The organism is Micromonospora matsumotoense, from assembly GCF_050951065.1.
GTDB classification, from domain to species: domain Bacteria; phylum Actinomycetota; class Actinomycetes; order Mycobacteriales; family Micromonosporaceae; genus Micromonospora; species Micromonospora matsumotoensis.
This window is the reverse complement of the sequence record NZ_CP192025.1, coordinates 6,289,446-6,315,082: the sequence shown is the minus strand read 5'-3', so window position 1 is coordinate 6,315,082 and position 25,637 is coordinate 6,289,446. Positions and strand designations below refer to the sequence as shown.

Sequence of the window (25,637 nt, the reverse complement as noted above, 5' to 3'; positions counted from 1 at the left end):
CGAGACGTTCAGGAACACCCCGTACTCTGGGTGCCTGTCCGGAGCCGATCACATCGAGCGTGCGGAGCCAAACAGTGGCCATGCGTAGCAGCCCCCTGCCGAGGATGAGTCGGCGCGGACGCGTCACCATCGGGGTCCTGGTCGGGGTGTTCCTCCTGTTCACCCTGCTCGGCTGGGGGGTGCAGGCGTGGACCGACTGGCTCTGGTTCGACGAGGTCCGCTACACCCAGGTCTTCACCGGCGTGCTGCTGACCCAGGTGCTGCTCTTCCTCGCCGTCGGGCTGGGCCTGGCCGCGTTCGTGGGCGGCAACCTGTGGCTGGCCTACCGGCTGCGGCCGAAGCTGCGCCCGCACTCGCTGGAGCAGGCCACCCTGGAGCGGTACCGGATGCTGCTCGCCCCCCGGATCGGCACCTGGATCAGCCTGACCGCCGTGGTGCTCGGCCTGTTCGCCGGGCTCTCCGCGCAGGGCCGCTGGTCCCAGTGGTTGCTGTTCCGTAACGGCGGCGACTTCGGCGTCAAGGACCCGGAGTTCGGCATCGACGTCGGCTTCTACGTCTTCCAGCTGCCGTTCTGGCGCTACCTGCTCGGGGTCGGCTTCACCGCCGTGGTGCTGGCCCTGATCGGCGCGCTGGCGGTGCACTACATCTTCGGCGGGGTGCGCCTGCAGGGCGTCGGCGACCGGATGACCGGCGCCGCCCGGGCCCACCTGAGCACGCTGGTCGCGTTCTTCGTCCTGCTCAAGGCCATCGCGTACGTGCTGGACCGGCGGGCCATGCTGCTGGAGTACAACGAGGGCGCCAAGCTGTACGGCGCGGGCTACGCCGACGTCAACGCGCTGCTGCCGGCGAAGGAGATCCTGGCGTACATCTCGGTGGTGGTGGCGATCGCCATCATCGTCTTCTCCAACGCGGTGATGCGGAACCTGGTCTGGCCGGGCATCTCGCTGGCCCTGCTCGGGGTCTCCGCCGTCGCGATCGGTGGCATCTACCCGTGGGCGGTGCAGACCTTCGAGGTCAAGCCGAGCGCCCGGGACAAGGAGGCCCCGTACATCCAGCGCAGCATCGACGCCACCCGCGCCGCGTTCGACATATCCGAGGTGCAGGCCAAGGGTTACGCGGCCAGCAACCTGGTGCCACCGGCCAGCCTGGCCACCGACACCTCGGTGGTGCCGAACGTCCGGCTGCTCGACCCGCAGCTGGTCTCCGAGACGTACACCCAGCTCCAGCAGGTCCGCGGGTTCTACGACTTCGGCCCCAAGCTGGACATCGACCGGTACTCGGTGGAGAACAAGACCTCCGACTACGTGGTCGGGGTCCGGGAGATCAACTACGGCGAGCTGACCGACCAGCAGAACAACTGGATCAACCGGCACACCGTCTACACCCACGGCTACGGCCTGGTCGCGGCCCCGGCCAACCAGGTGGTCTGCGGCGGGCAGCCGTACTTCGTCTCCGGCTTCCTCGGCGAGAAGGCCCAGGAGGCGTGCTCCTCGCAGGCCGAGCAGATCCCGGCCAGCCAGCCGCGGATCTACTACGGCGAGCGGATGCAGGCCGACGACTACGCGATCGTCGGGCAGGCCGGCGAGGGCAAGAACGCCGAGTTCGACCGGCCCACCCCGACCACCGGCGGCGAGCAGTACTACACCTACACCGGTGAGGGTGGCGTCGAGATCGGCTCGTTCACCCGGCGGCTGCTCTACTCGATCAAGGAGCAGGAGACGAACTTCCTGCTCTCCGAGGCGGTCAACGACAACTCCAAGCTGCTGTACGTGCGTAACCCCCGGGACCGGGTGGAGAAGGTCGCCCCGTTCCTCACCCTGGACGGCGACCCGTACCCGGCGGTGGTGGGTGGCAAGGTCCAGTGGATCATCGACGGCTACACCACCTCGGCGACCTACCCGTACGCCGAGCGGATCAACCTCCAGCAGGAGACCACCGACGAGCTGACCAACCGGGGCACCTTCCAGCTGGCCCGGGAGAACGTCAACTACATGCGCAACTCGGTGAAGGCCACCGTCGACGCGTACGACGGCACGGTCCGGCTCTACGAGTTCGACGACGGCGACCCGGTGCTCAAGGCGTGGAACAAGGCGTTCGGTGGGGACCTGGTGCTACCCAAGAGCGCCATCCCGGCCGACCTGGCCGCGCACTTCCGCTACCCGGCCGACATGTTCAAGGTGCAGCGCAACCTGCTCACCAAGTTCCACGTCACCAACCCCGGCGACTTCTACTCCGGCCAGGACTTCTGGCAGGTGCCCAACGTGCCGGACGCGCCGGACAGCGGGCAGAAGCAGCCGCCGTACTACCTGTTCACCCAGTTCCCCAACCAGGACGCCCCGCGGTTCCAGCTCACCTCGGCGGTCACCCCGAACGGCCGGCAGAACCTCGCCGCGCTGATCTCCGGGTCGTACGTCGACGGGCGGCCGAAGCTGGAGGTGCTGGAGCTGCCGGACCAGACCCGGATCTCCGGGCCGGTGCAGGTGCACCAGCAGATGACCAACAACGCGACCATCCGGACCGAGCTGAACCTGCTCTCCTCCAACCAGGCGCAGGTGCAGTACGGCAACCTGCTGTCGCTGCCGTTCGGCAACGGGATGCTCTACGTCGAGCCGGTCTACGTCAAGAGCAACCAGCAGGACGCGTACCCGCTGTTGCAGAAGGTGCTCCTGTCGTACGGCGACGGCGGCTCGTACGTGGTGCTGGCCAACAACGTCAGCGACGGCATCAAGCAGCTCGTCGAGCAGGGCAAACGGGCCGGGCAGGGGAGCACCCCACCACCGAGCGGGGGAACGCCGCCCCCGCCGACCTCCCCCTCGGCCTCGCCCTCCGCCTCGCCCTCGGCGGGGGCGAGCAGCCCGCCGCCCAGCGGTGACCTGGCCGCCGCCGCGCAGCGGGTCCAGACGGCGATCGCCGAGGTCAAGGCCGCGCAGGCGTCCGGCGACTTCGAGCGGTACGGCCGGGCGTTGAAGGCGCTGGACGAGGCGATCACCGCCTTCCAGCAGGCTCAGCAGGGCAACCCGGCGGCCCCGTCCGGCGGCAACCCACCCGCCACGCCGTCACCGTCCTCCGGCGGCTGACCCACCCGCTCCCGCGCCGACGGAGCCCACGATCCGAGCCGGGATCGTGGGCTCCGTCGCTTCTCTGACCGGTTGTCCCGCAACCAGGCGGCCCCGCCCGCCGTCTCCAGTGCAGGTGGCACGGGACGGGGGAGACGTGGTGCGGACATGAGAGACGAGCAGAGTTTCGACGAGTTCTACCGGAGCACCTCGGCGCGAACGCTGCGTTACGGCCACGGCGTGGTGGGCGACCACGGTGAGGCGCAGGACCTGGTCCAGGAGGCGTACGCCCGGGCCTGGCGGCAGCGGGGCCGGCTGGCCGGTCACCCGGCCCCCGAGGCGTGGCTGCGCCTGGTGGTCAGCCGGCTGGCCGCCGACCGGTTCCGCCGGTTGCGGAGCTGGCGGACGGCGATCAGCCGGGCCGGCCCACCGCCGGACGTCCGGCAGGGTGACCCGGCCGGCGGGGGCGAGGTACGACTGGTCCGGGCGATCCGGCTCGGGGACGTGGTGACGGTGCTCTGGGAGCAGGGCTGGGAGGGTACGTCCAGTGATCGACCGCAGTTGGATGCCGACAGTCGGCGGGCGGTGGACGCGCTCCGCGAGTGGCTGCGCTGAGTGTCCCCGGGCCCGTTTTGCGGGCCCGGGGGTCGGTGCGCTACGGTTAACCAGGCGACGCGGGGTGGAGCAGCTCGGTAGCTCGCTGGGCTCATAACCCAGAGGTCGCAGGTTCAAATCCTGTCCCCGCTACTGTTCGAAAGGTCCCGGAGTTCATCTCCGGGGCCTTTCGCCGTTTCCCGCCCGGCCGCGACCGCGAGCGGCTGCGCTGATCCGGCCCGGCGAGGGTGGTCCCGCTCCGGCTGGCACGGTGGTCCCGAGTGGTCGGCGTGGTGGTCCCGCCCGGCCCGAGGCGGTGGTTTCCATTCCGGCCCGCCCGGACGGCTGTCGGGACGCTCCGTCGGCGGGGACCCGCACAGGTGGGCTGAGCTGGGCGGATGGTCGATCGGGGACCCCGCTGATCACCGTGGGGAGGATGGGTTAAGCTTATCGAGCCGACGCGGGGTGGAGCAGCTCGGTAGCTCGCTGGGCTCATAACCCAGAGGTCGCAGGTTCAAATCCTGTCCCCGCTACTGTTCGAAAGGTCCCGGAGTTCATCTCCGGGGCCTTTCGCCGTTTCCGGCCTCGGGCCGTCCGCCCCGGGCGGTGCGCGGCGCGCGGTGCGTGCTTCGGGATGCCGGACTTGCCGACCTCGGTCAGGATGAGGGCATGTCTAATGGGATCAACACGTCAACGAGGATCACATGGTGGGGCCGCCTGAGCGCGGTCCTCGGCGCGGTGGTTCTCTCGGTCTTCGTGCCCGTGGCCGCCTGGGCGTCCACCGGCACCGGTGAACTGGTGGTGGAGGCGGCCCGTCGGCGGTCGCGCGGTGGCGGGGTCGGCGTCTTCGGGCTGCTCTGCTGCCTGGTGGTGGTCGGCGGCATCGTCCTGCTGGTCGTCCTGCTGATGCGCAACCGGCGTAACCGCCCGCCCCGCTGACCCGTCACCTGGCCAGGGCCGCCTGGGCCCTGGCCATGAACTGTGTCGTCGCCGCCCGCGCCCCGGAGCGTCCCGCGCGGATGCTCCGGGCCGCCTCGGTGAGCAGGTCACGCACCTCGCCGTGCCCCTTCGGGGGCGGCGCGGGTGCCGGGCCGACCTGCTGGTGCAGCGCCTCACCGAGGGTGGCGACCTGCTCGGCCAGCGGATCGTCGAGGGTCTGGACGACCGCCTGGCGCACCGTCAGGCTGGCCGGCAGGCCCCGTTCCAGGCCGAGCAGCCGACCCACCTCGACGTTGCCGGTCAGGAAGTTGATCACGTTTGCGACCACTCCGGGATGACGGGTGCCCCGGAACCCGGCCCAGTACATCGACGCCCGGTCCCACTGGGCGGCCCGGGGGCCGGGGAAGCCGACCAGCGCCAACTCGTCCTCGGTATAGCGCTGGAGCTCGGGGAACTGGTGTGACCAGGCGAACGAGGCGGCGGTGTGCCCGGTGACCACCAGTTGCCGGGCCGGCTCGCCGCTGTCGGCCCGATCGACCAGCGCGGCGGCCGGGGTGGCCCGCTGGCTGCGGGCCCGTTCCCAGAACTCGAACCAGTCCAGCAGCGCCGCCGAGCCGAAACCCAACTGGCGTCCCTGGTAGAACTTGGTGCCCAACCCGCGCAGCCAGAGCCACAGCGCCCGGTGGTCACCCGACGGGTCCATCGAGCCGGCGACCCGGCCGCCGCTGGCCCGGGTCACCCGGGCAGCCCAGCTCAGGTAGTCGGCCCAGGTCATCGAGGTGGTCGGCTCGGGCACCCCGAGCCGGCGGAGCAGGGCCCGGTTGAACACCACGGCGGCGTGGGTCTGCGCGGCCGGTACGCCGTAGACCCCGTCGTCGATCTTTCCGTAGTCCACCAGGCCGGGCGGCAGGGTGTTCAGGTTGATCCGGCCGTCGTCGGCGTAGCCGCCGAGGTCGAGGACGATGCCGCGCTGGGCGTACTCGCCGAGCATCGAGTCGTCGATCTGGAACAGGTCGGGCACGTTGCCGCCCCCGGCCTGGGTGGCGAGCCGGTCGTAGTAGCCGCCCTGCCCCTGCCAGGTGATCCGGAAGGTGACCAGCGGATTGCGGGCCGAGTAGAGCCGCAGGGCCCGTTCGGTGGCCTCCGCCCGCTTCGTGCCGCCGTACCAGAAGACCGACAGTTCCACCGGGCCGTCCTGCGCCGGCGACTCCTCCTCCACGCCGCACCCGCTGAGCCCGCCGGTGGCCAGCACGGGCAGACCCAGTAGCGCACCGAGCAGCCGTCGCCGGGCCGGGTCGACGCCGGACCGGGACAGCGGGGGATGCGCAGGGGACAACGGGTGCTCCTGGGGACAGGCGGGCCGGTAGCCGGATCATTCACGCAGGTGGCGCGGGCGGGTGTCAACGGCCGGTCGGCCCGCCGTACGACGGCTGCCCGGGTGGGCGCGCCGGCCGGCGGCGCACCCGTGGTGTACTAGGGCGCGTGGAACTTCTGCACTCGGGCAAGGTCCGGGACGTCTACGCCGACGGCGACGACCTGATCCTGGTCGCCTCCGACCGGATCTCCGTCTACGACGTGGTGCTGCCCACCCCGATCCCGGACAAGGGTCGGCTGCTGACCGCCCTGTCGCTCTGGTGGTTCGGGCAGCTGGCCGACCTGGTGCCGCACCACGTCGTCTCGGCCACCGAGGTGCCCGCCGAGTTCGCCGGCCGGGCGATCCGCTGCCGCCGGCTGGACATGGTGCCCGTCGAGTGCGTCGCCCGTGGCTACCTCACCGGCGGTGGCCTCAAGGAGTACGAGCGCACCGGCGCGGTCTCCGGCGTACCGCTGCCGCGGGGCCTGGTCGAGGCGTCGATCCTGCCGGAGCCGATCTTCACCCCGTCGACCAAGGCGCCGGCCGGGGAGCACGACGAGCCGATCACCTTCGCCGAGGTGGTGGACAAGGTGGGGGCGGAGACCGCCGAGCGGCTGCGCCAGATCACCATCGACGTCTACCGGCGGGGTGCGGAACTCGCCGCCGACCGGGGCATCCTGGTCGCCGACACCAAGATCGAACTGGGCTGGGCGTCGGACGGCACCCTGGTCCTCGCCGACGAGGTGCTCACCTCCGACTCGTCCCGCTACTGGCCCGCCGAGTCGTACCAGCCGGGTCGCACCCAGTTCTCCTACGACAAGCAGTACGTCCGGGACTGGGCGACCAGCAGCGGCTGGGACAAGCAGGCCCCCGCGCCCGAGGTCCCGGCCGACGTGGTCGAGGCGACCCGGGCCCGCTACGTCGACGTCTACGAGCGGTTGACCGGCGAACGCTGGTCCTGACCCGCCGCTCCCCGGCCGGCGCGGTAGCGGGCCGGCCGGGGGAACAGGGTCAGTTGCCGCCCAGGGCGGTCTTCGGTTCGGCCCGGTAGGAGCGGTCCTCGGCCTGCTTGCCGAGGACGCCGCCGCCCGGGGTCTCCACGCTGAACGCCTGCTCGTCGGTGACGATCTCCGGGCCGTCGCGGCGCTCGTCCCGGTCGTCGCGCTTCGCGGCGGTGGTCCGTCGGGGGGCCAGCTCCGGTGGCACCGGTTGCCCACCACGGGCCGGCCGGGGTGCCGGCTCGGCCGACGGCCGGCCCCGCAACGAGGTCGGCACCTCCTCCAGCCGCGACACCCGCCCGCCGGACAGCAGCGGGGCCGGCGCGTCCAGCACCGGCGCGGTCGCCTCCGACCGGCCGTCGTCCAGCCACTCGCCGCCCGGCATCGCCGGGCGTGCCACGTCGGTCCGGTCGCGTCGCTTCGGCCGGGGCGTGCCGGGCGCACCGACGCCCCGGGCCGGGCTGCCCAGCACGGACGGGGCGGTGCCCGGCCGGCCCGGCGTCGCCGCGTCGCCGGCCCGCTCACCGGTCGCGCGGCTGCCGCCACCGGTCGCGCGTCGTCCGTCCGGGCGACGGCTCTGCAACACCGGTGCGGTGGTCTCGCCGGCCGGCCGGCCGAACAGGTCGAGGTCGCCGGCACCCGGGCGGACGGACCCGCGTCGCGCCTGGTCGTCCTGATCCTCGACGCCCGGCCGGCGGGTGCCCGGGGAGTGCGGCGCTCCCGTCGTCGAGGTGCCACCGGCACCCCGGCCCCCGGCGGCGACGCCGTCGACGAGGCGCCGGGGCCGCGCAGCCCGTTCGGTGGTGCGGCCCGGCCGCCGGTCGGTGGCGGGGTGGCGTTCGCGCCGGGGAACGCAGCGACGCCTGGGGTGGCTCGGCGACCCCGGGTGCGCCGGCACCGCCGCGCAGCACCCCGCTGCGCAGCCCACCGCGCTCGCCGGTGACCCCCTCCAGGCCCGGCGGACGGGCCAGCCCGGCCCGACCCGCCCCCGGCGCGGTGGCGTTCGCGCCGCCCAGGCCGGGGCGCCGGTGCGCAGCCCGGGGGTGGTGCGACCAGCGGTGGCGGCACCACCGGCGGCGGCGCCACGGCAGGACCCGCCGGGTTCCCGGTGCCGGGCGGCGGGGCCGGGGTGCCGGTCTCCGCCCCTGGTGGCGGCCGCAGGGTGTCCAGCACCTGCCGGGCCAACTGGTCCGGGTCGGTCGGCGTGGGCCGGGGCACCGCCCGGACCGACGCCGGGGGTTGGTTCGCGCCGGACCTCGGCGGGCGTACGCCGGGCGGCCCCACCGGCGGCGGCGTGCCCACCGGCCCGCGCCACGGCGGGTGACCGACCGGGTTGAGCACCGCGTCCATCGGGAAGAACGGCGGCCCGTGCCCGCCGCTGACCTTGCTCAACGTGCCGAAGTACTCGTTGGCGGTGCGTTCGGCCAGCTGCTGGGCCCGACGGTTGTACTCCTGCTGCTTCTGCTGCACCGCCTCGGCCTCGGCCGCCTGGATGCCCTTCTCGCCGTCGTACAGGCCCAGGGTGAAGCCCTGCTTGAAGCCCTCGGAGAACTGCGTCCAGCCGTCGGAGTTCTTCGCGTCGTCGATGGCGTCGCGGTATTCCGTCCAGAGGCGGTCCATCTCCGCCCGGGAGTCCCGCGCGATGCCGACCATCGCCCGCAGCGCGGTGACGTTGTGCTGGGCCGCGTCCATCCACTCGTCGAGGTACGCCAGCGTCTTGCCCGGCCCGGCCTTGAGGAACGCGTCGCGGGCCTGCGGCGACTTCCAGTGCTCGTCGTGCAGGGTCTGGCTGGCGGCCAGCAGTTGCTGGTGGATGCTCTGCAACAGGTGGTAGGCGTTCTGCCACTGGTCGGCCAGCGCCGAGATGTCCTCCGGATGCTGCCCCAGCACCTGTTGGCGGACCGCCTCGATGGTGGCCCCGCCCTCGTCACTCGGCGCCGGGGTGAACTTCAGGTCCGGGTTCTCCGGCGGCATGACGTACCGGGTGCCCTCGCCGCGCGGGCCACCGGACGGGTACGTCGCACGGGCGTCCCAGTAGTCGGCCATGGTGTCCTCCCCCGCTCAGATGCCGTAGTCGTGCCGCTTGATCTCGTCCAGCGCCTGCTTGGTGGGGGAGTCGGTCAGCTCGCTCGGGTCCACACCCTCGGTGTCCTGACCGATGTGCAGCTCCTGGGTGACGGTGCCCTTGCCGTCGGTCGTGGTGACCGTGCGCGTCCCGTCGGCGTGGTGCTCGTCGACCTTCTTCGAGGTCGGCTGCTCCTTGGCGTCGAGCTGCTCGCTGGTCACCGTGCGACCACCGTCGGCGGCGTACGACGTGGTCTCCCGGCTGCCGCCGGTGCGCCGGCCCTCGGCGTCGGTGGTCGTGGTGGTGACCACCGTCGAGTTGCCGGTGACGATCGTGCTGGTCCGGGTGGTGCTGCTGTCGAGCACCTTGCCGGTGGCGTCGGCGGTGGTGGTGACCGTCACGGTGCCCGTGCCGCCGGGCAGCGGCCGCTGGACCATGGTCCGGACCACGCCGCCGGGGCCGAGCGCGGTGTAGGTGATGCTGCCGTCCGGGGCGACCTGCGGCTTGCCCTGGTCGACGAACTGTTCGGGGGTCGGGGCGGTGCTGGTCTGCCCGCTCGACACCGTCTCGAAGTACTGGTCCCACCAGGTCTTGCCGGAGACGAACGGGGGTAGCCCGGCCGGTCGTGGCGCGTCGGTGTCGCCGAAGGCGAACCGGACCGCGTCCAGCGAGGCCGCCGACCAGCCGTCGGTGTTGGCGTAGGCGTCCGCCACCGTCTGCGCGGCCATGCCGATGTTGGTCAGCGCGACGCCGAGATAGGTGAGGTACTGCTGGAACTCGCCGTAGTTGAGGGTCAGCTGACCCCGGATGTAGGTGCCCTCCGGCAGCGCGTTGCCGTCCCAGGCGCTCTGCGGCAACTGGCCGAGCTGACTCAACCGGCCACTGTGGCCCTGTAGGTTTTCCTGGATGGTGACCATGTTCTTGCCGTAGTCGACCAGCCCGTCGGGATCGACGTCGACCGGCTTCTGGTCGGCGAGCCAGTCGGTGCGGGTGTTCTGGTCGGTCTCCTGCTGGTACGGGTTGGTGCCGCCCGTGCTGCCGTCGTCCTCCGCCACCGAGCCTCCCCTGGTGCGGCGGGCCCCCGCCCGAGTGTCGCCGAGAATCGCCCCGAGCCTAACGGCTCACGACCACCGCCGGGACCCGGTGTCCGCCGGTGCCGGCACCCCGACCAGCCACATCGGACATAGTGAGGTGGCCCGATTCGATGCGGGGCGCTACCGTCAGGACCGGCCACCACGGCCGCCACCACATCAAGGGGACGCTTCCCTGACCGGGGGGCGCAAGCAGAGGAGCGGGTGAGTCCACCTTGACCGACACTCCTGGACTGGGTCAGGTTCACGCCACCCAGGAACAGCTGAACCAGATGGCACAACGCTGCAACGACACCGGTGCGGGCCTCGCGCAGGGCATGGCACAGCTCATCGAGCGGGTGCAGACCCTGGGCGGCGGCGGCATGCGAGGCTCGGCGAACAACGCGCTTCAGGACGTCTCCATGCAGCTCAACGACGGCCTCAAGAAGATCATCTCGGCGCTCGACGAGCTGTCCGGCAAGATGACCAGCGCCGCCACCCAGTACGGCATGAACGACGACGACGCCGCGACCGAGATCCGCCAGGCCGCCGCCGAGACCGGCAACACCAGCGTGATGAGCATCCTGCGCGGCTGACGCCGGCATCCGGCGCGGCCCGCGCCGCCGCACGGGCGGCAGGCGCCGGCCGCATCCTGGGCGGCGCATGCCGCTGTGACCAGCGAAAGGTGACATTCCAGTGAGCAGTCCCATCACCTACAACTTCGGCCAGATCTCCGACGTGGCCACCGCGATCGGCACCTACCAGGGCCAGATGGACGGCAGCCTCCAGGAGCTCTACACCCAGTTCACCCAGCTCTTCGCCGAGGACTGGCAGGGCTCGGCGGGGCAGGCGTGCGACGAGGCCCGGCAGAAGTGGAACCAGGGCGCCACCGAGATCAAGGAGGCGCTGACCCGGGTCGGTGTGAAGCTCGGCGCGTCGGCCGAGCGGATGCAGCAGGTCGACCAGCAGATCGCCGCCGGCATGTGACGAGCCGGCCCGACGCCCCGGTGTCGAGGGTGTCGGGCCGGCCGCGCCGCCGGTGGGGCAGCCGGGGTCGTGACACCCCGGTTACGCTGCCGTCGGTGACCTCGGGGGAGGGACGATGGAGCAACGGCCGAACTTCGGCGCGCTGACCGCGATGATCGGTGACCTCAAGAAGGCCTGGTCCGGCATGGACGAGGTGCAGCGCCGGATGCTCCGGGTGACCGGCACGGCCTGGTCGGACGACCGCACCGTCAAGGCGGTCGTCGGCCCCCGGGGGCACCTGCTGGAGCTGGACATCGACCCACGGGTGTTCCGCAACCCCAACTCCAAGGCTCTCGCCGCCACCATCGTGGCGACCGTCCGTCTCGCCGTGGAGGACGCCGCCGAGCAGTCCAAGGAGATCCTCGACGGCAGCATCGCCCCCGACCTGCGGCGGATGGCACCCGGCGGGGCGCAGTTGGAGGATCTGCTGCACCGCCACGACGCCGACGTGCGGCTGAAGGGGGACGACGATGAGTAGCTTCGTCGAGATCAGGACGAGCGTCGCCGACATCCTCGGCATCGCCAACCGGCTGCGGTTCGCCGGGCAGTCGATGTCCACCACGATGGACGGCAAGCTCCAGGCGATCACCGCCCTGGAAACCGCCCCCGGGACGCTGCCGCCCGACGAGTTCACCGTGGAGTTCCTCAAGACGTACCACAAGTCGGTCGAGGTCTCCGGCGGCGGCGGGCAGCAGATGAACGAGGCCGTCAAGACCACCGTGCCCAAGCTCGGCGAGGCGATGGACAAGCTCGGCGCGTACGTGGCCGATGCGATGTGGAGCTACACCGGCACCGACGACGACAACGCCACCGACATCGACCGGGCCGGTGGCCGGCGCTGACCCGAGGGGGCCGACCGGGGATCCCGACGGTGCCGGGGAGGACTCCGCGTGAGCGAGAGTGACCACGCCCTGGCCGAGATCCTGGAGTGGTTCTCCGATCTCGAAGCCGCCATCCCGGGCGTCCGGTCCACCGTCGGTGAGATCCTCATCGGCAAGATCCCCGAGTCGGACATCGACGCCGTCTATGAACTCTCCGACGCCTGGGGTGCCGCCACCGAGGAACTCGCCGCCTTCTACCAGGAGGCGGTGCACGCCGCCGACGGCATCCTGGAGAACTGGTCCGGCGACGGCGCCGCCGAGGCGTTCACCCGGGAGTGGCTGTCCTATCTCCAGTCCCTCGCCGGCACGGTGGACACGCTCGCCTCCATGGAGGAGGCGGTACAGAGCTTCGGCCTGCAGATCGAGCTGATGAAGTTCATGGCCCTGATCGGCCTGATCATGCTTGCCGTCTCGCTGTTCATGCTGGTCGCCGCCGCCATCCCGTCACTCGGCCTGTCCACCGCCGGCATCCCGGGGGCATTCGCCGCCTGCCGGGCCGCGATCGGCGCCGCCGCCACCAACGCGGTACGCGCGATCGGCAGCATCTCCGTCCGCGCCGCCCTCGCCGAGGTGACCGCGCTGCTGACCCGTACCCTGCCGACCCTGGTCCGGACCCAGCTGCCGGCCATGGTGCGTACCCAGGTGCCGCGGCTGGTCACCACCCAGTTGCCGCGCTTCGCGCGTACCCAGGTCCCCGCCTTTGTCCGGCAGACCCTGCCGACGCTGGCCCGGCAGGGTGCCGGCAACCTGGCCCGGGGTGTGCTGCCGCGCAACGTCATCGCCCGGTCGGTCGCCGACCGGATGGCCGGTCAGTGGCTGCGCGGCGTCACCAACCGGGAGTTGCTGCGCCAGCTCGGCCGGGAGGCCGGGCTGGAGTCCCGGCGGCTGGCCGGGCGGAGCCTGCTCGCCGCCCGCAACCAGCTCGCCCGGGAGATCGAGGAACAGCTGCTGCACAAGTTCGGTGCCCGGGTCGGCACCGACCTGGCCGCCCGTGGTGGCGTCCGGATGGCCGGCACCGAGGCGTTCGAGCAGCTCAGCCGGGCCACCCTGAGCCAGTACGCGACCCGCGAGATCGCCGCCACCACCTTCGGCCGGGAGCTGACGAAGTACCTGGGCCAGCGGGTGGCGTTCGGGACGGCGTTCATGGGCGGCGGCAACCTGCTAGGCCAGCTGTACCAGATCGCCGGTGGCGAGCGGACCAGCCTCGACCTCGGCCAGCTCGGCATGTCCACCGTCCAGGGCGGGATCTTCGGCGCCTCGATGTTCGGTGGGATACCGGGCCACATCGTGGGCGGTGGGCTCGCCGGTGGGCTGGTGACCGGCGTGACCGACGCCGCCCAGGGCAAGTTCGACCTGCAGAACATGCTGCACGGCGGGGCGGAGGGCGCCAAGGCCGGCGCCGTCTTCGGCGCGCAGAACAGGCTGGACGCGGTCCGGGTCGGCGGGATGGACCTGCGGATCGGCCGGGACGTCATGGTGCTCCCCGAGGGGATGGCCGCCGTCGACCGCGCCGCCGGCCTGCGGGTCACCTACAGCGAACGCGGGGCGGTCTGGGCCCACGTCGACGGCGACGGCCAGCGGCTCGACGGCGGCGCGATCGCCGCCGACGGCAGCGTGCTCGCCCGTGACGGGGTGCGGTCGCCCGACCCCACGGTCGTCGACGGCGACGGCCCCACCCCCGGCGGCCCGCGTGACCCCCACCCGCCGCGACCCGAGCTGCCCCCGGCCGACCTGCCGCAACGCACCGACCTGGCCGGCGGCACCGGGGAGGGTGGCGGCGGTCCGCGCCAGCCCGCCCACCCCGCACCGGTGCGGACCCCGGAGGCGGGGACCCGCCTCGCCGACCCGGCCCGCCCGCCTGCCGACCCGGCCCGCCCGCCTGCCGACCCGGCCCGCCCGCCTGCCGACCCGGCCCGCCCGCCTGCCGACCCGGCCCGCCCGCCTGCCGACCCGGCCCGCCCGCCTGCCGAACCGGCCCGCCCGCCTGCCGACCCCGTCCGCCCCGACGTCGAGCCGGGACGCCGGGACGCCGAGCCGGGACGGCGGGACCCTGACGACGCGCCGCCCCCGTCGCCGGCCGGCCGCTCCGAAACACCGGTGACCACCCGGGACGACGCGACGGCCACCGGTGCCGACCGGACCGGGCCGGCCACCGACCCGACCGGGGTGACCCGGGCCGACCCCCGCCCGGACCACCTCCGGCCCGAGGACCGCCCGGCCGCCGACCGGCCCCCGCAGGACCCGCCCCCCGAGGATCGCGGGGCGGAGAACCGGGGGCCCGAGGACCGGGACGCCCAGACCGGCGTCTCGATCCGGCCCCGCGACGAGGTACGCGCCTGGGACTGGGCGGAACGGGCGTACGACCGCTTCCGGGCCGACGACCACGACCTGCCGGACATCGCCCGGCACCTCGCCGGAACCCCGCGCTCCAGCGGGGCGGTCGGCTTCTCGCCCACCGAGATCCGGCAGGTCAAACGGCACCTGATGGTGGACGAACACCTGCTCGACGACTACGAGGGTGGGCACCGGCGGGCGCGCTTCGACGCCAACCCGGACATCGCCGAGGCGTGGATCCGGCTCCGCGAGGGGCGGCACCTGCCCGAGGATCTCGTCCTGCTCGAACACGAGCTGACCGAGGCGGGCCACCTACGGGCGCACCCGGACGCCACGTACCGGGAGGCGCACGACGCGGCGAACGCCCGGTACAACTGGGAGAGCATCCGGCCGGGGCGGGTCGGCGAGGACCTGCACGCGTCGTGGGGCGAGGGGGCAAGGGATGGCGATCCTGCTGGACTTCGAACTGGTCCGGGAAGACAGACAGGAGGTGGAATACACCTTCGGTTACCCGACGATGGACCGCCGGCTGGTCATCCGGAAGGACACCGGCCAGGGCAGGCCGATCGACGGCCGGGAGGACGGGAACTACGCGGCGGTGTTCGTGAAGATCCTGCGGTTCCACCGCAGCGAGGCACGCTGGCCCCGCAAGGGCAGCTACGCGGCGTAGCGCCCGCCGAGGGGCACGTCCCGGTCGAGCTGGTGCCGGCCGGGTCGCACCCGATCGGGCCGTCGGTGCCGCTGCCCGAGGCGGTGCGGTCGACGTTCGACGGGCACATCGGGGAGCTGCTGGCGGGCCGGGAGGTCGGGCCGGTGGACCAGCCGCACCGGGCGAGCTGGGACGAGTCGCCCCGCCTACTCACCGTCGAGTACCCGGACGGGCTGCGGGTCGGGGTGGTGCTTCAGGTCAACTCGGCGCTGCCCCCCGGACAGCCGGTGGTGCTGCTGCCGGGGATGGCGGTCGAGCACGGGCAGTGGGTGCAGCGTGCGCCGGCCGGTGTCGTGCTGCCGGACCACCTGCCGGTCGACCCGACCGCGCGTACCGCCTTTGTCGGCCGGCAACTGGGCGACGCCTGGCGCACCCTGCACCGGGAGATCCACCAGGTGCTCGACCGCCCGGTCGAGCCCGCCCACCCCGTCGAGCCCGGTCGGTCCGTCGAGGCGGGACATCCGGCCGAGCCCGGTCGCGTGGCGGAGCCGGAGCGTACCGCCGAAGCCGCCGCGCCGGTCGGGTCCGGCCGGGCCGGGGTGCCGGCGGACGGCGTACCGGAGGCGGGGCGGGACGCGGTGGCGACGCCGGCCGGGCCGACGCGGCCCGCACCGGCGCGGGCGGAGCCGGAGCCGTCGCTGGCGGCGCTGGAGCAACCCGGGCGGCCCGACCCGCCGGTGCTCGACGTCGACGCGGTCGGCTTCCGGGACGCCACCGCGCCGCCACCGGTACCGCCCCGGCTGCTCACCCCGGACACCGTGCGTGGGCTGCTCACCGGCGACCCGGCGGCCCCCGGGCCGCTACGGGACTGGGCCCGGGAACACCTGGCGGTACGGCAGGAGGACGGCTCGTACCTGCCGCGCAGCCAGGCGGAGATCGACGCCGTGGTGGCCCGGCTGCGGGAGGAGACGACGGCGCTGGTCACGCAGCGGATACCGGCCGACCCGAACGCCGTGCCACCCGCGGCGCCGAAGCCCGCCGAGCCACCCGCCGCCACACCGCGGCCCGCCGAGCCGGACGCCGCCACACCGCGGCCGGTCGACCCGGACGCCGTCCCGCCCAGGCATGTCGACCCGGAGGCCGTTGACCCGGTGGTGCCGGCCGGGTCCGCACGGGCCGGCGACGAGTTGCCGATCAGCCAGGAACTCGCCCCCAGCAGCAACTTCCCCGCGCACCGGGCCAGGACCGGCGCGGAGCTGCCCGAGCAGGTGCACGAGCTGGTGGGCAGGGCGAAGGAGCACCTGCTCGCCCGGTACCCGGAGACGGCGGTGGCCGCCCGGCTCGCCGACCTCGACGCGGTCGGGCGGCAGGCCGACCGGTTGCAGTTGGCCGCCGACCGGGCCCGCGACGGCGGCCCGCTCGGTGACGTCGTGCGGGAGGTACGCGCGCTGAGCCGGGCGGTCGAGGGGTACGCCGACCGGTACCGCGACTGGCGGGACTTCTCCCGGGGCGGGGAACACGCCGACCCGGGCTGGCGGGACCTGGACGGGGTGGACCCGCTGCACTCCGTCGAGATGGCCCACCGGGTGGTCAGCGTGGACCCGGTCACCCACCGGTTCCACGTCATCGACCAGGCGATCGCGGTGGCGAAGATCGGCGACGTGCTCGGGCCGGCGTTCGAGCGGCACGCGGCCGGCACCTTCGAACGGCTGATCCCCAAGGACCCGGAGAGCGTCAAGGCGCTGCTCCCACCGGAGCTGCGCGACCCGGAGCTGAACGCCTGGATCGGCGGGCCGGCGCGCGGTGGCTTCGACACCCGGACCGAGATCCTCTATGTCGACCCCCGCGACGGCGCCACCAACCGACCGATCAGCGCGGTCGCCGCGACCGTCGTGCACGAGAGCATGCACCGGCTCCAGCCCAGCCCCGACGTGGTGGGCGACGTGCTGGCCCAGGGAGTCGCCGAGGGGCGCTACGGCGACGACATCTCCGCGCAGGTGCTGGTGCCGTTCCGGTTCGAAGGCGAGTTCCAGGCGTTCGCCGTCCAGCAGCACTTCCTCCGGGGGCTGGCCGGCTTCCGCGTCGCCGAGCACGGAGGCGACCCGCGCCTACCCCGCAGTGACGCCTACCAGGAGATGGCCGACTGGACCCCGCAGCAGATGCGGGACTACGTCCTCGACCGGTACGTGCTCGATCCGGCCGAGCGGGCCGTCCTGCCCCGGGAGTTGCTCGACCGGGCGGTCGACCAACCTGTCGCGCAGATCGTGGAACGCGCCCGACTGGCGATCGCCGAGGCGAACCACCCGATCCCCGGTGAGCGTCGTGGTGGCACCTTCCACGGCCCGCTGAGCCGGGAGATCGCCGCCCGGCACGGCCTCGACCTCGACGCGATCGGGCAGGAGCAGTCGGGACGGTCGCTGCCCGCGCTCCTCGACCGGCCGGCGGCCCCGGACGTGTCGGCCCCACCCCGCTCCGAGCCCGGTGCGCCACCGCTCGCCGAGTGGGGGCCACCACGCGACGGCGGACCGGCGGACCGGCCGGAGGTCCGACAGTCGGCACAGCCGGGGCCGGAGCGTCGCCCAGGGGTGCTGGGTCGGGCCCTGCACCGGATCACCGGTCTCCTCGGCGGTGCCGACCCGACCCCGGGCGCACCGGAGCGGGGAGCGGCACCCCGGCCGGTCACCCCTGAAGCGGGGACGCCGCGACCGGGCGAGGGGGCCGCCGGCCGGTGGGCGGCGCCGGAGCGGGCCGTGGACCACCAGGCGAGGACGCCGGAACCGGGCTGGCCTGCTCCGGAGCCGGACCGTTCCACGGGCCGGCCGGGTGCGGGGCGCGGGGCGATCGACGCGGTGGCTCCGGACGGCCGGACCCTGCTCGGGCTGACCGAGCGCCGGTGCGTCGTCGACGAACTGCGGGCGGCGACCGACCCGATCGACCAGGCCCGGCTCCGGGAAGACCTCCACCGGCTCGACGCCGACCTGGCCCGACGCGGCTACCCCGTGCACGAGCTGGAGCAGGTGCCGCAGGCGGGCGGGGCGGCACCGCCCGACGGGCGGGAGCATGCCCGCAACGACGAGTTCTGGTCCGACCCGCCGTGGCGGCAGGAAGACCGGCGTCCCTCACTCGACGAGCTGATCCCCGGCAGCCGGGAGGAGGCCGACGCCTGGGGCGGGGCCGTCCGCCGGGAGTTCGCCGACCAGTTGGACGGGCGCGAGTTCGCCGGGCTGCGGATCCGGGTGGACCTGGACGATCCGTACAGCGTCAGTGTGCACCGCAACGAGGTCGTCGTCCGCGCCGCCGTGCACGATCCGGACGGCGTGCACGTCGGTCGGGTGGTGCGGGCCTTCCACCGCGACCACGACGGCAGCCTCTTCGTCGAACACGTCTCGCTGAGGCTCAGCGAGCGGGTCCAGGGGCAGAGCTTCGCCCGGGAGTGGAACGGCCACCTCACCGACTGGTACCGGTACTCCGGCGTCGAGCGGGTCGAGGTGCACGCCGCCTCCACCGTCGGCGGGTACGCGTGGGCACGCGACGGGTTCGACTGGGCGCCGAACACCGGGCACCGGGCCGACGGCGTGCTCGACCGGCTCCGGGGTGAGCTGCGCGCGGTCGACGTCGACATCGCGCTGGCCCGCCGCGCGGCCGACGGCGACGGTTCCGTCGACGGAGATCGGCTCCGGGCACGCTACGACACCACCGATCCGGAGCAGGTGCTCAGCGAGGCGTACCGGCAGCGGGAGGCGGGACGGGAGATCCTGGACCGGGCCCGCAGCCACCCCTTCGGCAGCGGCCGGTACCCGACGCCGTTCGAGATCAGCCAGGCCGGCTGGGGGGAGCACCACCGGGGGCGGGACGCCTCCTGGATCGGCAAGCGGGCCCTGCTCGGCGCGGACTGGAAGGGCGTCAAGTCGATCAGCGACACCGGTCCGCTGCACCCCCGGTCGGCGTACACCGCCGGGCTGCCCCGGGTGCCCGACCCGTCGGCGATCCACGGCCTGCTCAGCGGAGGGGGCCATCCGCCGGTCACCGCCGCCCGGGTCCCCGACGCGCAGTTCCACGGGTACGGCCGGGAGGTGGCTGCGCCGGAGCTGGTACGCCAACTCGGCGACGAGGCGTTGCGCCGGCTCCTGGACCGGTTGCCGGCGGACAGCCCACTGCACGGCGTACGGCTGGACCTGACCGCCGTGCCGGCGGACGCCCTGCCCGACGGCGCGGTGGCCCGGTCGGTGCCGGTCGACCCGCACGGCCGGGACCTGCCGCACGGCACCGTCGCACCGGACGGGGGCGGTTGGCGGATCGAGCTGTCCGACCGGGCCGCCGACGTCGCCGTGGCGCGGGCCGTCGCCCACGAGGCGGCCGAGTTGGCGGCGATCAGGCAGCGGGTCGCCGGTGGGCTGGACCCGTTCACGCCGGACGCGCTCACCCCGGGCGCGTTGCCCGACGGCGTCGGTCCCAGCCCGCACGACCTGGGCCGGCTGGCCGAGGTGGAGGTGCTGGCCGACCTGTTGCGCGACCCGGCGCAGGCGACGTACGCCCGCGCCGAACTGCGGGCCCTGCGCGACCATCTCGGCCTGCACCCGGACGATCCCGGTGCGGCGGCCCGGCTGCGGCTGCTCGACGGGCGGCTCAGCGACGCCGGCCGGGACGCGCTGCTGGGCCGGGAGGGCCCACCGGGCGGGCGGGCCCGTCCACCGACCGACGGCCCGCCGGGGCGCGCCCGTGCCGACGGACCATCCGGCCGTACCCCCGCCGGCCTCGACCTGGCCGGACGTGGCCGGGAGGACGGGACGTCCCTGGCCGGGCGCGACCGCGAAGAGCCCGGTCCGGCCGCGACCGACCCGGCACCGACGCGCGCCGAGCGGGAACAGACGCGCGCCGAGCTGGCATCGGCGACCTGGCCGGCCCCGGTCAGCCGGGTGCCGTTCGAGTTCGCCAGGTTCCTGCACGACCCCCGCTGGTCGGCCGACGCGACCCTGTTCGAGCAGCGGCTCGGCGCGTACTACTTCCGCGACCCGCAGGTGCTGGACACGGTGCGCACGGCGCTGACCCGGATGCGGGACATCCTGGTCGAGTTGACCGGGCCGGCGCACCCGGGAGAGACCCGTGCCGAGGTGGTGGCCCGGGTGGAGGGCGCCTTCTTCCGCGACGACGAACCGGCCAGCGCCGGCCAGGTCGGCACCTCGGTCGGCTTCGACCGGCTGCTGGCCGAGGGAAACCTGCGCGAGACGATGACCGCCTTCTACAACGCGGCCTACTGCAACTGGAAGAACCCGCACACCCTGTCCCGCACCCTGCTGACGGTGCTCGACGAGGGCCGGTGGGAGCAGGCCCGGGAGGCGGGCCTCGACGTGGCGGCCGTCCGCCGGATGGGAGACCTGCTCGACGGCACGGTGAACCGGTTGATGCCGGACACCCTGCGGGACAGGCTGAAGTTCGGCCGGGACTTCTTCGCCACCGGCAACGTCGCGAGGAATTCGCCGCACGGCCTGCGGGACCTGACCGAGATGACGGCGAGCCAGTACGTCCGCCGCTCCCGCTCCGCCGAGGAACAGGCGGCACTGGCCAACACCCCCGACCACTACGCCCGGTGGGGTGCGCCGCTCGGTCGGCTCGAACGGGCCTACGTCGACCAGGTGACCAGGGAACGGGGCGATCCACTCGGCGACCACAGCCCGCTGCCGTGGCGGGAGGGGATCACCGCACACGACACCGACCACGGGCCGTGGGCCCGCTGGGTGGGTCGGGACGGCTTCCCGGTCGTCGACGGCGTCTCCGGCACCACGGCCCGGATGCTCACCGCTGCCCGGTTCGTCGGGCTCGACCGGTCCCAGGGTGAGCTGTTCCTCAGCGGACTGATGGGCTGGATGTTGCCCGCCCGGGACCACTCCCTCTTCGAGATCCTGCGCGGGGCGGAGATCGCCGGGATCCCCCGGGTGACGCTGCGCCCACCCGACGGCCACGTCACCGCGGTGGACCTCTACCGCAGCCTGCCCGACGTCGACCTGCCCACGCTGCGGGCCGAGGTGACGGTCGGCGGGCTGTTCCCGCACGAGGCCCGGTATCTGGAGCATGCCGTCGACCCGCACGGCTTCTCGGAGACCCAGCACAAGGTGCCGGCGATCGCGGACCGGCTCTGGCCCCAGTTGGCGAGCGGCCAGGTGCGCGACGTCGACCTCGCCAACTGGCTGCGGCGCAACGGCCTCGACCCGGCCGACGCCCCGGCGGTGCGGGAGCTGGGTCAGCGGCTGTCGAAGCCGCACGTGATGGCGCTGGCCGTCTACACCCGACACAGCCACTACCTGATCAACAACGTGATCCGTACCCACCTGTTCACCGGTGGGGTGGCGGAGCGGCCGACCCGGGAGGTCTTCGACCGTAAGGTCGCCGAACTGGTCCGGAACTACCTGGGCAACATCGCCGCCGGCACCAAGGCGTTGCCGTTGCCGCTGATGCTGCGTGCCGTGGTGCACGAGGGGCCGGGACACCTCACCGTCAAGGCGCCGCTCAGTGACCCGGCCGGGCGATGGGTGCAGGCGCAACGCCGCCTGGCGGCGGCCGAGGAGCAGGCGCGGCACAGCGACGGGGATCCCGTACGGCAGCGCCGCCCCGGCGGCGAGGTGCGAAGCGCCGATCGGGCGCGTGACGCCGCCTGGAGCGAGCTGACCAGCCTGCTCCGCGCGGTGTCACCCCGGCTCTTCGACGAGACCCGGTGGCATGCGGACATGGTCCACGACGCGATGATGCAACTGCCCGCCGTCGGCAGTCCGGACCGGCCGGTGCTCGCCTACCGGGGCGACTGGATCACCCCGGTGTACTCCCCGATCTATGGCAACTCGTGGTGGCCGACCGGCCGGGCGCGGGAGTTCCTCAGCGTGAGCCGCCGCCTCGACGTGGCGGTACGGTTCATGGCGGAGAACCCCGCCGCGGGCGGTAAAATCCTGGTGGTCTACCGGCTCACCGGGCAGCAGGCCCGCGACATCTCGGTGTTCTCGTCCTTCGCCGTGGACGAGGAGGCGGTCTTTCCGCCGCACTCGCGGATGCGACGCACCGCCGACCCCGGCCTCGCCGAACAGGTGCGGGCCCAGCTGCCCGCCGAGTTCCAGGACAACTGCGAGATCATCATCATGGAAGAGATGCGTCAGTGAACGAAGACCCGGTATGGGACGAGGCGGACGACCTGTTCGCCGCCGTGCACCGGATGCTGTTGCGGTTGGCGGGGCGGCTCCCGGACGAGGTGGTGGCCCAGCTACGGGAGTTCCTCGGCAACGGGGACCTGCGGCACCTTCCGGATGCGGTGTCGGTGGCGACCGTGCAGTACGCCGTGGCGGTGCCCGCCGCCGACAAGGAGTTGCTGGCGCGGATCCTGCTCACCCTGGGGGTGCCGGGCGGTGAGCCCGAGCGGTACGACGAGATACCGGTCGCCGACGAGGTGCCCCCGCTCGGTGCCTTCCGTTTCCTGCCGGTGCCGGCGGCGGTGGCCGAACGGGCCGGGGACCGGCTGCCGGTCCCGTTGGATCTGACCGGTGGCGGGGACCCGGAGGACCTCACCGTGCTGCCCGCCCGGCTCGGCCTTCTCGCCGATCTGGCGTACGAGTTGACCGACCGGATCGACGACCGGTGGATGGACAATGTCTCCCGCCATCCGGGTGTCCGGAGGATCTGGCGGGCTTGGCGGCTGGACGCCGGCAGTCCACCAGGGCAACGGCGGGTCTGTCTTGCGGAGTTGAGCCCCGGGGTGCGGGCCTGGGACATCACCCACGACGCGCAGCGTGCCCTTGCCGACAAGGGTGAGCAGGCGCCGCAGGTGGAGACGTTCTGGGCCGGTGAGCCGCTGCCGCCGTACCACCGGGCGGCGCTGGCGGGGGCGGCCCTGCTGTGGACACCCCCGGCGGCCGTACCCGAGCGGGGCTGACCGGTCAGGTGCCCGGTTGACGTGGTCGTCGTCCGGGGACGACAGTTGGCCGGTGGTCAGTGCCCGTCTGAAGAGCCTGGAGCGGTTACCCGATCCGGTGCGGTCCGACTACCTCCGGATCGTGGAGCGGACCATCGAAGAGGTGTCCACCCGCTGGTCGTCGGTGTTGTCGGTGCCGGTGCTCTGGTTGACCCTCGGTGCCGACGGCACCGACATCCGGGTGGAGCGGGTCGACCTCGACGGGTTGTACCGCGAGAACGGCTACGCCGAGCACTTCGACCACTGGGTGGAGTCGGCGGTGCGGCAGCGGATGGGTACGGGGCGCTGCGCCGCGCTGGCCTCGCACGACCGGATGGGCGGCCCCTGGCCCTATCCGACGGGTGCCCTGCTGCCGGGCCTGCCGGACGGGCACGTGCACCTGCACGCCGTGCACCGCGACGATCCTGGGGGATTCGCCGACACCTTCGCCGTCCGCAGTCGACCGTTGCGGCGCAAGCGGTTCGCACCCGAGGTGTACGAGCAGTTGGCGCAGGCCCGGGCGTACCCCGGCGCGGCCGGCTGATGCGGCGGCGGGGCGTCCCACTGTGGCAGGATGACGTGCGCTGACGGCCGTGACGGGGAGGTTGCTGGTGGACACGGAGCGGACGACCGAGGCGCTCCAGCGGTGTGTGCTGGACCCGGGCGAATCCACCGAGCGGGTGTGGATCGGTCCGGAGTCGGTGACCGTGCGGACCACCCGCCTGCGCTATCTGGCCCGCCCGGCGCAGTGGGCGGTGGCCGACGCGGAGTGGGTGGCCGACGCGGTCCGGGTGGTGGCGGCGCGGCAGCCGATGTTCGTCATCCACGGCCTGCTCCTCACCGCGTCGGGCGGGACGCTGCACCTCAACCGGCCCGAGGTGATGGCCGATCTGGGCCGTCGGGTGGGCGCCGGGCTGGACCCGCTGGCCTACGCGGAGCTGCTCGGTGAGCTGTACTCGGCGTGGGAGATCGACGGCCCGGTGGTACACCCCTTCTCGGTGACCGAGGGCGTCCGCGCCGGCTGGTTGGTCCACGATCCCGACCACTTCGCCCGGGTGCTGGCGGTGCCGGACGCTCCGGCGGTGACGCCCCCGACGTTCGTGCCGGGCCCGGACGGGGGTTGGACCCTGCGGTTCTTCTCGCACAACCACTACCTGTTGGAGATCCGCTCCGCGGTCGACGTGTACCGGTGGACGGTGACGGGCGGGCCGGACCGGGCGGCGACCTGGGTCCGGGAGACCGTCGCCGAGCGGGTGGAGCGTCCGCTGCCGTGACGGGTCGTGGTGTCGCACGCGCGGCGTACCGGCCAGGAGAGACCAGCCACGGTCGCCGGTCCGGGCGAGCGGTTCGCCCGTCGGCGGCCGGTGTCCGGAGGTGACCAGATGGCGATGAACGTCGATCCGGAGCGGCAACGCCGGCTGCGGGAGTTGGCCGAACTGCACGCCCGGTGGCAGGCCACGCACCAGGTGGACGACGTCGACTTCACCCCCGAGGGTGCCGACTCGACCCACCGCCGGTCGCCGTCGGCGCAGGCGCAGCGCGAATACATGCGCCGGGCCCGGGAGATCATGGGCCTCGACCCGGACACCGGCCACTACCGGGACGTCGAATGAGCCTGCTGCCCGCCGTCCGGACCCGGGACGAAGCCGATCTCTACCTGGAGCTGCACCCGTGCGGCCGGTGCGGGTCGATGGAGGCCACCTGGACCGGGACGGCGACGGCGCAGGGGAGCCGACCGGCCTACCGGTACTCCGGTCGGTGCGTCGAGTGCCAGGAGCAACGCGAGTTCGTCTTCGCGCTGCCCGACGGGCGGACGACGCCCGCCGATGCCGGCCCGCACCCCACCACCCGGTTCGGCGGTCCGCAGCCCTCCGCCCTGCTCGACCCCGGTGAGTGGTCGCTGGTCGCCGACTGGTGCGGGGAGGCGGCGGAGGTGGCCGAGCGGCAGGGTGACGACGCCGAGGCGGCGGGCCTGCGCTGGACCGCCGTGGCCGCGTGGGAGGAGATCGGCAAGTTCCTGCCCGATGGCGGCGACGCGGTGCCGGCGGCGGCGTTCTGGTCGACCCGGGGACGGGCGGTCTACGACCGTGAGCCGGGACGGTTCCGCCGCCGCCGCATCGAGGTCGTCCGGGACTTCCATCTGGACCACATGCCGTGGAGCCCGTCGTGACACCGCTGGTCGCCCGGTCCGCCCACGAGGCCCACCTCTACATGGACCTGCAACCGTGTGGCTGCGGGCAGGGGCGGTTCCCGCGCGGCGCGACGGTGCTCACCCTGCCCGACGGCGAGCTGGCCCGCCGCTACGCCGGCCCGTGCGAGGGGTGCGGCACGACCCGGGAGTTCCTGTTCCGGCTGCCCGCCGGGCCCGTCGAGGTCGAGCAGGGTTTCCGGTACGGCGGCACGGAGCCGTCCCGGCTGATCGACGCCGGCGAGTGGCTGTGGGTCGCCGAGAACCACGCCCGGGGGGTGCCGGCCGGGGTGGCGGGCCTGCCGGAGGCCGACCGCCGGCGCTGTCGGCTACGGCTGACGGCAGCGGTCGCCGCGCTGGACGAGGTGGTGAAGTTCGTGCCTGCGGGTGGTGCCCGGGTGCCGTTCACCGCCGTCTGGACGGCGCTGGGCCGTTCGGTCTACCAGCGTGAACCGGGCCGGTTCCGGGCCGGCCGCCTGGCGGCGGTGCGGTCCGCGTACGCCGGGGTGCTGCGTCGCCTGGACTGAGTGCCGATCGGCCGGCTCGCGCAGGA

The 25,637-nt window shown here is 73.5% G+C and carries 19 protein-coding genes and 2 tRNA genes; 18 read left to right on the top strand and 3 right to left on the bottom strand.

Features of this window, described 5'->3' with window-relative positions:
* The first annotated feature begins 80 nt into the window (after nucleotides 1–80).
* The 5 genes from ACQP1S_RS26845 to ACQP1S_RS26825 all read left to right on the top strand — a co-directional run bounded on the left by ACQP1S_RS26845 (nucleotide 81) and on the right by ACQP1S_RS26825 (nucleotide 4,589).
* Nucleotides 81–3,077: a UPF0182 family membrane protein gene (locus tag ACQP1S_RS26845; protein WP_432900400.1), complete on the top strand. Its 2,997-nt coding sequence runs from the start codon at nucleotides 81–83 to the stop codon at nucleotides 3,075–3,077.
* A gap of 147 nt (nucleotides 3,078–3,224) precedes the next feature.
* Entirely contained in the window at nucleotides 3,225–3,671 is a 447-nt protein-coding gene (locus ACQP1S_RS26840) for a sigma factor (RefSeq protein WP_432900398.1), read from the top strand.
* 58 nt (nucleotides 3,672–3,729) lie between these two features.
* Nucleotides 3,730–3,803, top strand: a tRNA-Met gene (locus ACQP1S_RS26835).
* Nucleotides 3,804–4,109: 306 nt separating this feature from the next.
* Nucleotides 4,110–4,183, top strand: a tRNA-Met gene (locus ACQP1S_RS26830).
* Between the two features lie 136 nt (nucleotides 4,184–4,319).
* Entirely contained in the window at nucleotides 4,320–4,589 is a 270-nt protein-coding gene (locus ACQP1S_RS26825) for a hypothetical protein (protein WP_432900396.1), read from the top strand.
* A 4-nt stretch (nucleotides 4,590–4,593) separates the two neighbouring features.
* Here the strand turns inward: ACQP1S_RS26825 and ACQP1S_RS26820 are convergent, their stop codons facing one another.
* Complete coding sequence (locus ACQP1S_RS26820; RefSeq protein ID WP_432900394.1) at nucleotides 4,594–5,925, bottom strand: ABC transporter substrate-binding protein; 1,332 nt, start codon at nucleotides 5,923–5,925, stop codon at nucleotides 4,594–4,596.
* A gap of 146 nt (nucleotides 5,926–6,071) precedes the next feature.
* Between ACQP1S_RS26820 and ACQP1S_RS26815 the strand changes: the two genes are divergently transcribed.
* Nucleotides 6,072–6,905, top strand: coding sequence for a phosphoribosylaminoimidazolesuccinocarboxamide synthase (locus ACQP1S_RS26815; protein ID WP_432900392.1), 834 nt, complete (start codon nucleotides 6,072–6,074; stop codon nucleotides 6,903–6,905).
* Between the two features lie 49 nt (nucleotides 6,906–6,954).
* On the opposite strand, the gene ACQP1S_RS26810 is transcribed toward ACQP1S_RS26815, so the two are convergent.
* Complete coding sequence (locus tag ACQP1S_RS26810; RefSeq protein WP_432900390.1) at nucleotides 6,955–7,839, bottom strand: hypothetical protein; 885 nt, start codon at nucleotides 7,837–7,839, stop codon at nucleotides 6,955–6,957.
* Between the two features lie 264 nt (nucleotides 7,840–8,103).
* Here ACQP1S_RS26810 and ACQP1S_RS26805 point away from each other — a divergent pair, with 264 nt between their 5' ends.
* The gene (locus ACQP1S_RS26805; RefSeq protein WP_432900388.1) at nucleotides 8,104–8,265 is read left to right on the top strand and encodes a hypothetical protein; all 162 of its coding nucleotides are present in this window, start codon (nucleotides 8,104–8,106) and stop codon (nucleotides 8,263–8,265) included.
* 737 nt (nucleotides 8,266–9,002) lie between these two features.
* Here the strand turns inward: ACQP1S_RS26805 and ACQP1S_RS26800 are convergent.
* Nucleotides 9,003–10,061 (bottom strand): WXG100 family type VII secretion target, encoded by a 1,059-nt coding sequence (locus ACQP1S_RS26800; RefSeq protein WP_432900386.1) that lies wholly within the window; start codon nucleotides 10,059–10,061, stop codon nucleotides 9,003–9,005.
* Nucleotides 10,062–10,312: 251 nt separating this feature from the next.
* On the opposite strand from ACQP1S_RS26800, the gene ACQP1S_RS26795 reads away from it, so the two are divergent.
* The 11 genes from ACQP1S_RS26795 to ACQP1S_RS26745 all read left to right on the top strand — a co-directional run bounded on the left by ACQP1S_RS26795 (nucleotide 10,313) and on the right by ACQP1S_RS26745 (nucleotide 25,611).
* On the top strand, nucleotides 10,313–10,672 hold the full coding sequence (locus ACQP1S_RS26795; protein WP_432900384.1) for a WXG100 family type VII secretion target: 360 nt from the start codon (nucleotides 10,313–10,315) through the stop codon (nucleotides 10,670–10,672).
* Between the two features lie 100 nt (nucleotides 10,673–10,772).
* Nucleotides 10,773–11,063 (top strand): WXG100 family type VII secretion target, encoded by a 291-nt coding sequence (locus ACQP1S_RS26790; protein WP_363667774.1) that lies wholly within the window; start codon nucleotides 10,773–10,775, stop codon nucleotides 11,061–11,063.
* Between the two features lie 115 nt (nucleotides 11,064–11,178).
* A complete protein-coding gene (locus ACQP1S_RS26785) occupies nucleotides 11,179–11,580 on the top strand; it encodes a YbaB/EbfC family nucleoid-associated protein (RefSeq protein WP_432900382.1) in 402 nt (133 codons plus the stop codon).
* A complete protein-coding gene (locus tag ACQP1S_RS26780; protein WP_432900380.1) occupies nucleotides 11,573–11,944 on the top strand; it encodes a hypothetical protein in 372 nt (123 codons plus the stop codon). The genes ACQP1S_RS26785 and ACQP1S_RS26780 overlap by 8 nt, the downstream gene beginning before the upstream one ends.
* A 48-nt stretch (nucleotides 11,945–11,992) precedes the next feature.
* On the top strand, nucleotides 11,993–22,111 hold the full coding sequence (locus ACQP1S_RS26775; RefSeq protein WP_432900378.1) for a hypothetical protein: 10,119 nt from the start codon (nucleotides 11,993–11,995) through the stop codon (nucleotides 22,109–22,111).
* Nucleotides 22,108–22,878 carry a hypothetical protein gene (locus ACQP1S_RS26770; RefSeq protein WP_432900376.1) on the top strand — a complete coding sequence of 257 codons (771 nt, stop codon included), beginning with the start codon at nucleotides 22,108–22,110 and terminating at the stop codon, nucleotides 22,876–22,878. Before ACQP1S_RS26775 ends, ACQP1S_RS26770 begins: the two co-directional genes overlap by 4 nt.
* Before the next feature lie 52 nt (nucleotides 22,879–22,930).
* The gene (locus tag ACQP1S_RS26765) at nucleotides 22,931–23,440 is read left to right on the top strand and encodes a hypothetical protein (protein WP_432900374.1); all 510 of its coding nucleotides are present in this window, start codon (nucleotides 22,931–22,933) and stop codon (nucleotides 23,438–23,440) included.
* Nucleotides 23,441–23,489: 49 nt separating this feature from the next.
* The gene (locus ACQP1S_RS26760; protein ID WP_432900372.1) at nucleotides 23,490–24,170 is read left to right on the top strand and encodes a hypothetical protein; all 681 of its coding nucleotides are present in this window, start codon (nucleotides 23,490–23,492) and stop codon (nucleotides 24,168–24,170) included.
* A 108-nt stretch (nucleotides 24,171–24,278) separates the two neighbouring features.
* Entirely contained in the window at nucleotides 24,279–24,509 is a 231-nt protein-coding gene (locus ACQP1S_RS26755) for a hypothetical protein (RefSeq protein WP_363667760.1), read from the top strand.
* Complete coding sequence (locus tag ACQP1S_RS26750; RefSeq protein ID WP_432900370.1) at nucleotides 24,506–25,066, top strand: hypothetical protein; 561 nt, start codon at nucleotides 24,506–24,508, stop codon at nucleotides 25,064–25,066. The genes ACQP1S_RS26755 and ACQP1S_RS26750 overlap by 4 nt, the downstream gene beginning before the upstream one ends.
* Nucleotides 25,063–25,611, top strand: a complete 549-nt coding sequence (locus ACQP1S_RS26745) for a hypothetical protein (RefSeq protein WP_432900368.1) — start codon at nucleotides 25,063–25,065, stop codon at nucleotides 25,609–25,611. Before ACQP1S_RS26750 ends, ACQP1S_RS26745 begins: the two co-directional genes overlap by 4 nt.
* Nucleotides 25,612–25,637 lie beyond the last annotated feature (26 nt).

Coding starts and splice junctions, on each gene's coding strand:
- ACQP1S_RS26750 (WP_432900370.1), top strand. CDS start 24,506: ATGAGCCTGCTGCCCGCCGTCCGGACCCGGGACGAAGCCGATCTCTAC.
- ACQP1S_RS26755 (WP_363667760.1), top strand. CDS start 24,279: ATGGCGATGAACGTCGATCCGGAGCGGCAACGCCGGCTGCGGGAGTTG.
- ACQP1S_RS26840 (WP_432900398.1), top strand. CDS start 3,225: ATGAGAGACGAGCAGAGTTTCGACGAGTTCTACCGGAGCACCTCGGCG.
- ACQP1S_RS26780 (WP_432900380.1), top strand. CDS start 11,573: ATGAGTAGCTTCGTCGAGATCAGGACGAGCGTCGCCGACATCCTCGGC.
- ACQP1S_RS26825 (WP_432900396.1), top strand. CDS start 4,320: ATGTCTAATGGGATCAACACGTCAACGAGGATCACATGGTGGGGCCGC.
- ACQP1S_RS26785 (WP_432900382.1), top strand. CDS start 11,179: ATGGAGCAACGGCCGAACTTCGGCGCGCTGACCGCGATGATCGGTGAC.
- ACQP1S_RS26845 (WP_432900400.1), top strand. CDS start 81: ATGCGTAGCAGCCCCCTGCCGAGGATGAGTCGGCGCGGACGCGTCACC.